The organism is Salinicola tamaricis (assembly GCF_003006155.1).
GTDB classification, from domain to species: Bacteria; Pseudomonadota; Gammaproteobacteria; order Pseudomonadales; family Halomonadaceae; genus Salinicola; species Salinicola tamaricis.
The window spans coordinates 2399023-2411963 of sequence record NZ_CP023559.1 but is presented as its reverse complement, the minus strand read 5'-3'; the positions used below and the strand labels follow the sequence as shown (position 1 = coordinate 2411963).

Below are 12941 nucleotides of genomic sequence, written 5' to 3'. Positions count from 1 at the left end.
GGTCAGCCGCGCAGACGCTCGGCGGCGCGCATGAGCTGCTGCGCGGTCGTCTCCCAGCCCAGGCAGGCATCGGTGATCGAGACGCCGTAGCGCAGCGCGGCCGGGTTGAGCGGCTGCTTGCCCTCGAAGAGGTGGCTTTCGAGCATCACCCCCATCAGCGCGCGCTCGCCGGCCAGACGCTGGTCGACCACGCTGTGCAGCACCTCGGTCTGGCGGCGGTGATCCTTGCGCGAATTGGCGTGGCTGCAGTCGACCATCAGCCGCGGCGTCAGCCCGGCGGCCTCCAGCGCGCGGCGGCTGGCGGCGATGCTGGCGGCATCGTGGTTGGGTCCATCCTGGCCCCCGCGCAGCACCAGATGGGTGAAGGGGTTGCCGGGGGTCTCGATCATCGCCGGCGTGCCCTCGGCGGTGACCCCGAAGTGGCGATGCGGGTGCGCCGCCGATTGCATCGCCGCCACCGCCACGTCGACATTGCCCTGGGTGCCGTTCTTGAAGCCGACACAGGCGTCGAGCCCGCTGGCCAGCTCGCGGTGGATCTGCGACTCGGTGGTGCGCGCGCCGATCGCGACCCAGCTCAGCAGATCATCGAAATAGGCCGCGGCCATCGGTTGCAACAGCTCGGTGGCCACCGGTAGGCCCAGCGCGGCGACATCGCGCATCAGCCGCCGGGCGCTGGCCAGCCCCGCCGCCATGTCATCGCTGCCGTCCAGGTGCGGGTCGTAAGCCAGCCCCTTCCAGCCCACCGTGGTGCGCGGCTTCTCGACGTAGACCCGCATCACCAGCAGCAAACGATCGGCCACGCTGGCCTGCAGCGCGGCCAGGCGTTCGGCATACTCCAGCGCGGCGTCGGGGTCATGGATCGAGCACGGCCCGACCACCACCAGCAGGCGCTCGTCGCGCCCGGTGAGGACATCACGAATGGCCTCGCGCTGACGCGCGACGCGGGCAGCCAGCATGGGTTCCAGGGGGATCGCTGCGCGCAGCTCGGCGGCGCTGGGCAGGGTCAGTTCACGCCGACGCGGGGCGCTCTCGGCGGCAGGCTTCAGGGCAGATGTCACGGCGTTCATCATCATCTCATTCCAGGGTTGGGGCCTGAAACGCGAGAACCCCCGGCGGGCTGCTCCGGGGGTTCTCGATACGCGGAAGGCAGCCCTGGTGGGGCGTGCCTCGCGGGTTCAGGTCATGTCGACCGACCGACGGGCACGCCAGTCCTAAACCAGTAGCCATAACCGAAACCAAAGCCCGCATACGCGACAGCACAGCCGAAGAGATCGGCAGCAGCGGCAGCGTGGATGGCGGGGTTGGAAGTCATGGGCTCTCTCGCGTAGATCGTGCCTCTATCCTAACGCCTCGTCGGCATTTGACAAGCACCGCGTGGAAACGCGTGGCGCCTGGCGCCGCGAAGCGCCCCGGGCGGCGCGCGAGACACCATGCGTGAATCTGTGGTAAACCCCGGGCAGGGATCGCACGAGCCAGAAAAATCAAAGGATAACGATGACCTACCCGCCCCCCGACACCCTGGCCAGCCAGCTCGCGGCTTGCGCCCGCGGCGACGACCGCGCCTTCGCCAAGCTCTATCGCACCACCAGCCCGCATCTCTATGCGCAGCTGCTGCGTATCGTGCGTCAGGAGGCCGCCGCGCAGGATTGCCTGCAGCAGGTCTATCTGCGCGTGTGGCAGGCCGCCGGCCGTTATGACGCCAGCCGCGCCCAGCCGATGACCTGGCTATCGACGCTGGCACGCAACGCCGGCATCGACTGGCTACGCCGCCAGCGCCCGAACGCGCCGGACAGCGAAGCCCTGATCGAGGCGCTGCCCAGCGATGACGATGTCGAGCACGCCAGCGACATGGCGGGCCAGGCAGACTCATTGAACGCCTGCCTCGACGAGCTCACGCCGCAGCAGCGCCAGGCGCTGGAGCTGGCCTATTTCGAAGGCATGACACATCACGAGCTCGCCAGCAGCTGACGGCACCGCTGGGCACGGTCAAGAGCTGGGTCCGCCGCGGGCTGGAGAGGTTGAAAGCATGCATGACACGCTTCGCTTGAGCGATCCCGAAGCCCGCGAGCGGGCCGCCGGCGAGTACGTACTGAGGACCCTGACCCGACGCCAGCAGGCCGAGTTCGAAGCGCTGCTGGCGGTCAGCCCGAGCTGCAGCAGAGCGTCGACGCCTGGCGCGAGCGGCTGCAGGCGTGAATGCGCGGCTGGACCGGTCGACCCGCCCGGCCACACTGTGGCCACAGATCGCCGCCCGGGCCGGGCTGGACGCCGCTGGTGGCGGCGGCTAGGGCTGTGGCAGGGGATCAGCGCCCTCTCCACCCTGGCGGCGCTGCTGCGGCGGCACGTGATCGCCGCGCCCACGCCGCCGATGATGGACAGCGACTACGTGTTCGTCGCCAACGCGAGGGTGGCCGCCCGGGTGGTTGGTCAGCGCCTCCGACAGCGGCGAGAGATGCGCATCCAGACCCTGGCCCCGGGCCCGATGCCGGCGGGCATGGCGTGCGAGCTGTGGATGATGGACAACGGCAAGCCGGTCTCGCTGGGCATGCTGCCGAGCAGCGGGCAGAAAAGCATGCGCCTGCCCGAACGATGCGCGCCCAGTTGCGCAGCGCCGACCTCGCGGTCAGCCTGGAGCCGCGCAGCGGCGCTCCGGCGGGCAAGCCCAGCGGCACCATGCTCGATCATGGGAAGCTGGTACCGATGCGCAGCGAGCCGTTCTCGCTCTAGGTTTTGTACGTTTCGTAAAGAACCTAGACACCGCGGAGTCAGCCCGCGCCCAGGGACTCCCCGCCATCCACCGCGATCACGGTGCCGGTGACATAGTCGTTGTCGAGCAGATAGCGCAGGTCTGGTAGACCACCCCGGGGCCCGGCACCCGCCGGTTGGTGTGGATGGCCTCGCCGAGCATCACCAGCCCCGGGGCGATGGCGTTGACCTGGATAGCGGGCGCGAAGCGCGCGGCGAAGGAGAGCGTCAGACTCTCCAGCCCGGCCTTGCTGGCGGCGTAGGCGGCCTGCTCGGCAGCGCCGCGGCGCACCACGCTATCGGTGATATGGACGATATCGCGCTGCGGCTCCTGGCACGCCTCGAGCAGCTCGCGCGCCGCCAGGTTGATCAGATACGGCGCCTGCATGTGGACCTGGAACAGCCGCTCGAAGGTCTCCCCCGCGGCCTCGGGGTCGGGGTCCGCCAGCCACTCGCTGGCGTTGTGCACCACCGCACGCAGGCTACGTGTCTGGGCCTTGAGCCGGTCGATGAACGACTCGATGCCGGGCGGGTGGCGAAATCCGCCTGCAGGGTGAGCGCACCGCGGTCGCGCAGCGCCGCCACCGCCTCGCGTTCGCGACGGTAAGTGACGATCACCGGATGGCCGTCGTCGAGCAAGCGCTCGGCGCAGTGCAGACCCAGGCGCTGGGCGCCGCCGGTGATCAGGATCGGCGACTGGCTCACGGGCGCTCGTTCTCCTCGCCGGGGCTGAGCGGCGCCGTGTCGGGGTCGGCTTCAGGTAGCGGCAGGAAGGGCACGCGAGGGGCGTAGCTGAAGACGTCGGAGTGGATCTGTTCGGCCACCAGCCCCAGCGGTGCCAGGGTGTCGACGCAGGCGTACACCATGCCGGGGGAGCCGGCCAGATAGATCTCGACGCCGTCGAGCGTTGGATCTCGGCGGCCAGCACCGCATCGATGCGCCCGGCGTGCCAGGTCACTCCGCTGAGCGTCTCGATCTGATCATCGAGATTCTCCACCACGGCGTGGAAACTGACGTTGGGATGCTCGCTGGCCCAGCGGCGGGCGAGGCTCTCGGCATAGAGGTCGCGGCGCTCGCGCACCGCCCACCACAGTGCCAGCTCGCGCGCGGGATTCTCTGCCAGCGCGGCCTCGGCGATCGCCTTCAGCTGGGCAAAGCCGGTACCGGCGCCGACCAGCAGCAACGGCGCGTTGCTCTGCGCCGGCAGCGTGCACTCGCCGTGGGGCAGGCGCACCGAGAGCCGCGCACGGTGGGTCAGCATCTCACGCAGGCGCGAGGAGTGCGTGCGCTCGGGCCAGTGCTGAATATGCAGTTCCAGACGCCCTTCGCCGTTCTCGGCACAGGCGATCGAGAACGGCACCCAGGTGTCCTCATCCACCGCAAGCTCCAGATACTGGCCCGGGGCGTGGGCGATCGCCTCGGCCCGCCCCTCGAGCATCACCCGGAACACGTCGGGAGTCAGATCCTCGACCGATTCCACCTGGCAGGTCAGGGTTCTGACCGTCATGTTCACCTCTCTGTTCGCATGCCCACTATTTTGTATGCCGATCGCTCGACTACCGATTGTTCGATGGCCACTATCCTGCCCGCGTGTCGAACCGCAACCTCAGGCGTCGGGCGCCTTGCCCGAGCGCGCCGCGGGTGGCGCGATATCGATGCCGTACTCGTCCCAGCGCGCCTCGACCCGTGCCTTGACTGCCGGGTCCATGACGATCGGCTCGCCCCACTCGGGGTGGTCTCGCCGGGCCACTTGTTGGTGGCGTCGAGCCCCATCTTGGACCCCAGCCCGCGGTGGGCGAGGCGAAATCGAGATAGTCGATCGGGGTGTTCTCCACCATCACCGTGTCGCGTGCCGGGTCCATGCGCGTGGTGATGGCCCAGATCACGTCCTCCCAGTTGCGCGCGTCGACGTCGTCGTCGAGCACGATCACGAACTTGGTGTACATGAACTGACGCAGGAAACTCCAGACCCCCATCACACCCGCTTGGCGTGTCCCGGATACTGCTTCTTCATGGTCACCACCGCCATGCGGTAGGAGCACCCTTCCGGCGGCAGATAGAAGTCGACGATCTCCGGGAACTGCTTGCGCAGGATCGGCACGAACACCTCGTTGAGCGCCAGTCCGAGGATCGCCGGCTCGTCCGGCGGACGTCCGGTGTAGGTCGAATGATAGATCGGATCGCGGCGGTGGGTCAGGCGTTCGACGGTGAACACCGGGAACTGCTCGACCTCGTTGTAGTAGCCGGTATGGTCGCCGTAGGGGCCCTCCGGCGCCATGTCGTCGGGGTAGATGTAGCCCTCGAGCACGATCTCGCTGGAGGCCGGCACCTCCAGATCGGCATGGCCGCACTTGACCAGCTCGGTACGCGAGCCTCTGAGCAGCCCGGCGAAGGCGTATTCGGAGAGGGTATCGGGCACCGGGGTCACCGCACCGAGGATGGTCGCCGGATCGGCGCCCAGCGCCACCGCCACCGGGAACGGCTCGCCGGGATGGGCGGCCTGCCACTCCTTGAAGTCCAGCGCCCCGCCGCGATGCGACAGCCAGCGCATGATCAGCCGGTTGCGTCCCAGCTTCTGCTGGCGGTAGATCCCCAGATTCTGGCGCGTCTTGTGCGGCCCCTTGGTCACCACCAGCGCCCAGGTCACCAGCGGCGCCACGTCGCCTGGCCAGCAGTGCTGGATCGGCAACTGGTCGAGATCCACCGCATCGCCCTCGAGCACCACCTCCTGGCACGGCGCCGAGCGTCGCGTCTTCGGCCCCATGCTCATGACCTGCTTGAAGATCGGCAGCTTGTCCCAGGCGTCGCGCAGGCCCTTGGGCGGGTCCGGCTCCTTGAGGAAGGCGAGCAGCTTGCCCACCTCGCGCAGCGCCTCGACGCTCTCCTCGCCCATGCCGAAGGCAACCCGCTGCGGGGTGCCGAACAGATTGCCCAGCACCGGCATGCGGCTGCCCTTGACGTTCTCGAACAACAGCGCCGGTCCGCCCGCGCGCAGGGTGCGGTCGCAGATCTCGGTTATCTCTAGGTAGGGGTCCACCTCGACGCTGACGCGCTTGAGCTCGCCGCGCGCTTCCAGCGCCGCGATGAAGTCGCGCAAATCGTGATATTTCATGCCGTTGCCCGCATCCTGGCGATCAAGAACGCAAAAAGGGCAGCATAACACGCTGCCCTTTCATTGCATCTGCGCGCGATGTCCCAATACCGACCCCTTGCGGCCTGGTATCGGAGCGAGCGCTGGCAGATCCCGGGAAAGACGCTATCTAGACCCCGATTTCGCCGCCGTCACGCTTTTGTACCACTACAGTTGCTGAGCGAGGTCGAATACGCGTTCCCTCAACCGTGGCTCGGGTGGCGTCCGTGTCCACGGGCCAGTTACCCGGGTGCTGGATGTTCAAGAATAGCGATGTCTTGTCGGGTGTCAGAAAGATACCCGTGACCTCGCAACCATTGGGCGCCACCAGAAAACGCTTGAGATGCTCCTGATTGCTGGGGTTGACGATGGCATCGGATTGGCCCGCACCTGGCATCTTGGCAACCGCGCTGGGGATTACCGCCAGCAGCTGATCATTGGTGTAGTCTTCGACCGGATCGTAGCCATTGTCCGTCTCGATCCAGAGGATTCCCTGACCGCCGCCCCTGTCGTCGTAAAACAGTCCGTCCGGCTGGGCGAACTGATTCAGCTCGGTGAGTCCAGAGAGATTGCTCAGGTCGTTGGCCCCCGCCCCGAACACGAAGATATCCCAGGAGAAGGTCGTGGCGCCGACAGCATCATCCAGCAAGGTGATGATCTGACCGGCTTCATTGCCCATCGGGGTGAGCCCCTTGTTCGCGCCCTCGCTAAAGTAGCGCGGGCTGACCGCATCAGGATGCACGATGTCAGGACCGATCCCCGGCTCTTCGATATCCCTGACCCCATAAGTGCCCATTTCCGGTTGGTCTGGCCCGCGTCGACGCCAGTTGTTCGTGCACGACATGTAAAGCCTGCCACTCTCGGGATCGACCGCGCCCCACTCGGTGCGATCCAGCGACGTGGCGCCCATGCAGTCCGCCGCATCACAGGTGTGGATGATGAGTCCGGCCATATCGTCATCGCCGTCCAGCCCCAGAATATCGGACAGTTTCCGACCATTGCGGTCCCGGGCATCCGGTTCCAGCGCCACCCAGTTGCCGGTGCCGTCATCGTTGAACTTGGCGACGGACAGCACGCCCTTGTCGAGGTACTTGGCACCGATGCTCAGACGGTCGTATCGCTCGCCCGGACGATTGGCGTCGGCAGGATCCCAGCGCTCGTCGGAAACGAAGCGATAGAGGTATTCGCTCAGGGAGTCATGCCCCATGTAATAGACCAGCGGCTCGCCCTCGACGAGCTTCCCCAGCCAGCACCCCTCGTGGCGAAACCGTCCCAGGTGGGTTCTCTTGATGGAACGGGTCTGACTATAGGGATCGACTTCGACGACATAGCCAAAGGTGCGGGTCTCGTTACGAAAATCATCGCTCGGATCGGAAGACAGCGGCGCCCCGTTTGCATCGGTTCGAATCGTGCCATAGGGATACCAGCGACTGAATTCACCATCGTCGTTCAGTGGGTCGGTGGCTGCCGCATACCAGCGGTTATTGCCACGCGAGTGACCATCGCGACTGTGGTTCTGACCCACCAACAGACGCTTGTCGTCGGCATTGATATATTCGACGTCATCGATGGCACTATCGCGGTCCTCACCGGCCCCCATTCTGAAGTAATCCGGCCAGTTCTCCTCGCAGCTCAGATAGGTCCCCCATGGGGTGAAACCGCAGCCACAGTTACTGTTGGTACCGCGTGTCGTGCTGCCCTCGGGCGAGTAACGAGTCTTGACGTAGTGGGATCGGGCAACGGGGCCGGACAGCGCGACCGGCGTTGCCGATGTAATGCGGCGATTGTAGAGCGAATTCTTGACCGGCTCCCATCGGCCACTCTCGTCTTTCCTGACATGCACTAGGGTAATACCATGTGCATTCATCTCCGTGCGGACCTGCTGGACGTCCCTGGGATCGGCAAAACCGCCATCGAGAGCATGATCGAAATCCTTTCCGCCATGCGCCTCTTTCTGCCACTTCCACAGTGCATCCGGGTCGATATACTCATGATTCACGGCGAGAATGAATTCGCGCGAAGCACTCTGCGTAGTCAGCGGGAAGTGATACATTCCGTCATGATGCATACCCACGCTGTTGAGTTGGATCTCCGGCGTCATATCCAGTTCGGGATACCACTCCGGCGCATTGTCGTTGAGGGGCGTTCCCCAGGGAACCAGCACCTGGGCCGAATAACCCTCGGGCACCACGACACCATCCGTTTTCGAGCCACGGATAGCATCGAAGCCCAGGGTGATCGGGCGCTTCCCACCAGGCTCCGTGATGTCACTACTCGCAGCCCCGGCAGGCGATTCGGCCGTGTCACTGCCATTGCTGCAGGCAGCCAGACTCGACCCCATCATTGCCAAAGAGGCAACCTGCAGTCCACCTTGCAACACCCCGCGCCGGCTCAGACGCCTTTCGATGATGGATTCGAGATGTTCGTTCTGACTCTTGTTGGCGATCTTGTCGCTACTGATATGCCGACTCATGTCCACTCTCTTTTTTCTGGTCCTATCGAATTCACGAAAGGAGCAAAAGAGGTTTCCATAGGATACCCTGGGGATTCAGGATTCCAGGCGAGAGAGTGCCGGCAAGACAGCGTGAATCGAACATATCACCATCGTCAGACCGCCTTTCTCCACCCTTAAATCACTAATTTATCTTTCCGCCCCTCCTCCACCCTCCGCCCGATTTCGCCCACTTCTTCCTGACGCAGACCACCCCTACCCCTCGATTGCCCAGGTGGAAAGCCGCCCATGATTCATCCGAATACGTGTCGATATCATGACGTCTGAGTGAAAGCCGCGTCACGGTTTTTATGCGATGAAAACCGATACCGGTCGCAGTCACGATTCAGGAGAAAGGGGGCCAGATTGGTATCAAAAGCTAAAACAGCTGATACCGGAGAGAGAGAGAGGCAGTGTGCGATGAACAGCTCGTGGGCTGACTTCACCACATCTGTCTGGGACCAATCGGAAGGTGCCGGGCTTCCCCGCATGCAACCGCCCGATGAGGGCTGGTCATCGACGTGCAGAGAATCGATAGCAAGAGGGCGTGCCGCTTGGCACGCCCTCCATCTCCGAATACCCCAGCGCATGATCGACACTCAGCGTCGCTTCATGGCCTCGAAGAACTCCAGGTTCGTCTTGGTATCCTTCAAGCGATCGATCAGGAACTCGGTGGCCGCCACGTCGTCCATCGGGTTGAGCAGCTTGCGCAGGATCCACATACGCTGCATCTCGTCCTCGGAGGCGATCAGATCCTCGCGCCGGGTGCCGGAGCGGCGGATATTGAGCGCCGGGTAGACGCGGCGCTCAGCCAGCTTGCGGTCGAGGTGCGCCTCCATGTTGCCGGTTGCCCTTGAACTCCTCGAAGATCACCTCGTCCATCTTCGAGCCGGTGTCGACCAGCGCGGTGGCGATGATGGTCAGGCTGCCGCCCTCTTCGATGTTACGCGCAGCCCCGAAGAAGCGCTTGGGCTTCTCCAGTGCGTGGGCGTCGACACCACCGGTGAGCACCTTGCCGGAGGAAGGCACCACGGTGTTGTAGGCGCGCGCCAGACGGGTGATGGAGTCGAGCAGGATGACCACGTCCTTCTTGTGCTCGACCAGGCGCTTGGCCTTCTCGATCACCTCTCGGCGACCTGCACGTGACGTGCCGGCGGCTCGTCGAAGGTCGACGCCACCTCGCCGCGCACCGTCCGCGACATCTCGGTCACTTCCTCCGGGCGCTCGTCGATCAGCAGCACGATCATGTGGCACTCGGGGTTGTGCGCGTGATCGAGGTAGCGATGTTCTGCAGCATCAGCGTCTTGCCCGCCTTGGGCGCGACACGATCAGACCACGCTGGCCCTTGCCGATCGGTGCGGTGAGGTCGATCACGCGGGCGGTGATGTCCTCGGTGGAGCCGTTGCCGATCTCCATCACCAGACGCTCCTGCGGGAACAGCGGCGTCAGGTTCTCGAACAGGATCTTGTGCTTGGCGTTTTCCGGCTTGTCGAAATTGATCTCGTTGACCTTGAGCAGCGCGAAATAGCGCTCGCCCTCTTTCGGCGGCCGGATCTTGCCGGAGATGGAGTCGCCCTTGCGCAGGTTGAAGCGCCGGTTCTGCGACGGCGAGACGTAGATATCGTCCGGGCCGGCGAGATACGAAGAGTCGGCGCTGCGCAGGAAACCGAAACCGTCCTGGAGAATCTCCAGAACCCCATCCCCGTAGATGTCTTCACCGCTCTTGGCGTGCTTCTTCAGGATCGCGAAGATGATGTCCTGCTTGCGCGAACGGGCAAGATTATCGATGCCCATTTCCCGGGCGATATCCAGCAGCTCAGGAACGGATTTTTGCTTGAGTTCGGTTAGATTCATGAGTTCGGTCAGAAATGGCTCGTGTCGCAGGCAATGGCGGTTGCCGGATGAAGAAAGAAAGGACAAGAGGCGGTCAGTGCATACGCCGCGCGGCGCGTTCAGTCGTCCCAGAAGCCGGGCTATTCGTCTGGATGGCCGGTCACCGTGACGTTTAAGAGACCGGTTGGCCAAAGATGCCGGGAGAGCGGTTCGATTCGCCTGTGATCTCTCGGACGGTCGTCCGATAGACGCAATGTCGATCCGGTGATCGGAACTGGGGTGACTGACGACTTGGGGGACCGCGAGGCGGTCGAGAAGCATTCGGAACAGGCGAACGTCCCGATGGTAGACAAGCCGCCCGACGAACGCAAGTCATTCGATGATGCCAAGGCATGGCCGATGGACGCTGGCAAGGCATGGCGGTGGGCGCCGCTCGGCATTCAGTTGCGCGTGGCCTCGTCGCACAGCTGCGCGAGCTGGCTCTGCGAGAGCGCGCCCACCCGCGAGGTGCGCGCCTCGCCATTGACGAACAGCGTCAGCGTGGGCGTGCCGCGTACGCCGTAGCGCTCGGCCAGAGCCGGCTCTCGGTCGACGTCGATCACCCCCAGCGGCTGATCGAGCCCCAGCCCGTCGCCGCTCGTCGCAAGCGTCGCCAGCAGACTGTCGCAGGGCTGGCACCAGGCAGCCACGAACACCGCCAGCCGCGCCCCGCCGGGGCGCTCGCGCCAGGCGTCGAAGGTGTCACCGTCGAGCTTGAGTCTCTGCACCATGGCTGCCTGCCTCAAGGGGGCTCTGGACGCAGCATGCAGAGCGGCGAGCCGATTGACAAGCCCGGGAGGGCAACGCAACCTTGCACTCACCTTTTACCGCCGCGGGACGCTGGCGGCCGGCTCCCACGGGCGCCGGCAGCGACGTCCCGCGCCTTGTTCAGATAGCCGTCGAGGACGCCACCCCATGAGCGGGAAGCCGACCGCCACCGAGACCACCCGTCGCCTGGCAGCCATCGATCTCGGCTCCAACAGTTTCCACCTGCTGGTCGCCAACTATCAGGATGGCCGCCTGCAGGTGGTCGCCAAGATGGGCGAGAAGGTTCAGCTCGCCGCCGGCCTGGATGCCGACGAGAACTTCACCCCGGCGGCGATGGAGCGCGCGCTGGGCTGTCTCGAGCGCTTTGCCCCCTTTCTCGCCGAAGTCGCGCCGGGTGACCTGCGCATCGTGGGAACCAACGCCCTGCGCGCCGCGCACAACGCCCACGCCCTGATCGAACGCGCCGAGGCGCTGATCGGCCACCCGATCGAGATCATCGGCGGCCGCGAAGAGGCGCGTCTGATTTATCTGGGCGCCGCCCACGCGCTGGCCGAAGTGCACGGCCGGCGGCTGATCGTCGATATCGGCGGCGGCTCCACCGAGTTCATCATCGGCGAGGATTTCGAGCCCCAGGCACTGGAGAGCCTGCACATGGGCTGCGTCGCCTATACCGGCGCCTTCTTCGCCAATGGCGACATCAGCGAGAAACGCTTCCGCCGCGCCGAGATGGCGGCACTCTCCGAACTCGCCAACATCCAGAATGGCTATCGCCGCCTGGGCTGGCAGGATCCGATCGGCTCCAGCGGCACGATCAAGGCCGCGGCCGCGGTCATCGCCGCCCACGGCGAGGGCGATGCCGGAGTCATCGAGCGAGAGGCGCTGCTGGCGCTGCGCAAGCGGCTGATCAACTGCGGCCACCTGGACAAGGTCGCCATGGAGGGGCTCAAGGAGGATCGGGCGCGGGTGTTCCCGGCTGGGGTCGCGATTCTCTGCGCGGTATTCGAGGCCTTCGAGCTCGAGCGCATGCGCTACTCCGACGGTGCCCTGCGCGAGGGGGTGCTCTACGATCTCATCGGGCGCAACACCCCGGAGGATTCACGCCGTCACAGCGTCGAGCAGATGATGCGCCGCTACAGCGTCGACCTGGCACACGCCGACAACGTCGAGCGCAGCGCGCTGCACGCCTTCGATCAGGTGCGCAAGGCGTGGGGGCTCACCCCTGAGCAGCGCCTGTTCCTGACCTGGGCGGCACGCCTGTGCGAGATCGGCCTGGCCATTTCGCACAGCCAGTTCCATCGCCATGGCGCCTATCTGCTGGAGTACTCCGACATGCCCGGCTTCTCGCGTCCGGAGCAGCAGGCGCTGGCGTTTCTGGTTCGCGCCCACCGGCGCAAGTTTCCGCACAAGGAGCTCGAGGCGCTGCCCGAGGCGTCACGCTCGGCCTACGCCCGGCTGGCACGGCTGCTGCGCCTGGCGGTGCTGCTCAACCATTCACGCCCGGAGCAGGCGATCGACGACTTCCAGCTCGACGCCCAGGAAGAGACCCTGACGCTGACGCTGCCGGCGACGCGTCTGCACCCGCTGGTGCTCAACGATCTCGAAGAAGAGTCTGGCTACCAGCGCAGCGTCGGGCTGGCTTTGAACTATAACGAGTAACGCCGCGCGCTCACGATATCGCGTTCGCTCATTCGGTCGCGGGCAGCGGCATCTGCCGCCAGCCCGCGGCGGTTGCCACTCCCAGCACCGCCACCAGCGTGTCGTCGTGCCACACTAGTGGCACACGCTCACGCTCCCACGGCGGCAAGCCCGCTTCCTGCAGCAGCCGTTTGACGTCGCGGCTGCCGCGGCCGGCCAGGCGAGGCGTTCGCCGCCGCGGGCAGGGTCATCGCAGTGTCAGCGCCTCGCTAACACTCTCTTCGTTAATACTCTCTTCGT

At 65.4% G+C, this 12941-nt stretch carries 8 protein-coding genes and 3 pseudogenes; 4 read left to right on the top strand and 7 right to left on the bottom strand.

Annotated features, from left to right (window positions below; translation table 11 throughout):
- Positions 1–2: 2 nt before the first annotated feature.
- Entirely contained in the window at positions 3–1067 is a 1065-nt protein-coding gene (locus tag CN538_RS11100) for a 3-deoxy-7-phosphoheptulonate synthase (protein WP_106419462.1), read from the bottom strand.
- A 427-nt stretch (positions 1068–1494) separates the two neighbouring features.
- On the opposite strand from CN538_RS11100, the gene CN538_RS11095 reads away from it, so the two are divergent.
- The 3 genes and pseudogenes from CN538_RS11095 (at position 1495) to CN538_RS20400 (ending at position 2727) form a co-directional block, all read left to right on the top strand.
- Complete coding sequence (locus CN538_RS11095; RefSeq protein ID WP_106419461.1) at positions 1495–1968, top strand: sigma-70 family RNA polymerase sigma factor; 474 nt, start codon at positions 1495–1497, stop codon at positions 1966–1968.
- A gap of 58 nt (positions 1969–2026) precedes the next feature.
- A pseudogene (locus tag CN538_RS26280) lies at positions 2027–2572 on the top strand (anti-sigma factor domain-containing protein); the annotation flags it as partial.
- 17 nt (positions 2573–2589) lie between these two features.
- Positions 2590–2727: a hypothetical protein gene (locus CN538_RS20400; RefSeq protein ID WP_164999580.1), complete on the top strand. Its 138-nt coding sequence runs from the start codon at positions 2590–2592 to the stop codon at positions 2725–2727.
- A 76-nt stretch (positions 2728–2803) separates the two neighbouring features.
- On the opposite strand, the gene CN538_RS25225 is transcribed toward CN538_RS20400, so the two are convergent.
- The 5 genes and pseudogenes from CN538_RS25225 to CN538_RS11065 form a co-directional block, all read right to left on the bottom strand.
- Entirely contained in the window at positions 2804–4252 is a 1449-nt protein-coding gene (locus CN538_RS25225; RefSeq protein ID WP_340638098.1) for an SDR family oxidoreductase, read from the bottom strand.
- Between the two features lie 99 nt (positions 4253–4351).
- Positions 4352–5857, bottom strand: a pseudogene (ubiD, locus tag CN538_RS11080) (4-hydroxy-3-polyprenylbenzoate decarboxylase).
- A gap of 148 nt (positions 5858–6005) precedes the next feature.
- Positions 6006–8348, bottom strand: coding sequence for a PhoX family protein (locus CN538_RS11075; RefSeq protein WP_106419460.1), 2343 nt, complete (start codon positions 8346–8348; stop codon positions 6006–6008).
- Positions 8349–8965: 617 nt separating this feature from the next.
- Positions 8966–10220, bottom strand: a pseudogene (gene rho, locus CN538_RS11070) (transcription termination factor Rho).
- 419 nt (positions 10221–10639) lie between these two features.
- Positions 10640–10969 (bottom strand): thioredoxin family protein, encoded by a 330-nt coding sequence (locus CN538_RS11065; RefSeq protein WP_106419459.1) that lies wholly within the window; start codon positions 10967–10969, stop codon positions 10640–10642.
- A 184-nt stretch (positions 10970–11153) separates the two neighbouring features.
- On the opposite strand from CN538_RS11065, the gene ppx reads away from it, so the two are divergent.
- Positions 11154–12662 carry an exopolyphosphatase gene (gene ppx / locus CN538_RS11060; RefSeq protein WP_106419458.1) on the top strand — a complete coding sequence of 503 codons (1509 nt, stop codon included), beginning with the start codon at positions 11154–11156 and terminating at the stop codon, positions 12660–12662.
- 28 nt (positions 12663–12690) lie between these two features.
- Here ppx and tilS read toward each other — a convergent pair whose 3' ends face one another.
- Positions 12691–12825: a tRNA lysidine(34) synthetase TilS gene (tilS, locus tag CN538_RS11055; RefSeq protein WP_340638333.1), complete on the bottom strand. Its 135-nt coding sequence runs from the start codon at positions 12823–12825 to the stop codon at positions 12691–12693.
- Positions 12826–12941: the final 116 nt, after the last annotated feature.

Bases quoted from the DNA above. Each gene is read 5' to 3' on its own strand.
- CN538_RS11075 (WP_106419460.1), bottom strand. From the start codon at position 8,348: ATGAGTCGGCATATCAGTAGCGACAAGATCGCCAACAAGAGTCAGAAC.
- CN538_RS11065 (WP_106419459.1), bottom strand. From the start codon at position 10,969: ATGGTGCAGAGACTCAAGCTCGACGGTGACACCTTCGACGCCTGGCGC.
- ppx (WP_106419458.1), top strand. From the start codon at position 11,154: ATGAGCGGGAAGCCGACCGCCACCGAGACCACCCGTCGCCTGGCAGCC.
- CN538_RS11100 (WP_106419462.1), bottom strand. From the start codon at position 1,067: ATGAACGCCGTGACATCTGCCCTGAAGCCTGCCGCCGAGAGCGCCCCG.
- CN538_RS20400 (WP_164999580.1), top strand. From the start codon at position 2,590: ATGCGCGCCCAGTTGCGCAGCGCCGACCTCGCGGTCAGCCTGGAGCCG.
- CN538_RS25225 (WP_340638098.1), bottom strand. From the start codon at position 4,252: ATGACGGTCAGAACCCTGACCTGCCAGGTGGAATCGGTCGAGGATCTG.
- CN538_RS11095 (WP_106419461.1), top strand. From the start codon at position 1,495: ATGACCTACCCGCCCCCCGACACCCTGGCCAGCCAGCTCGCGGCTTGC.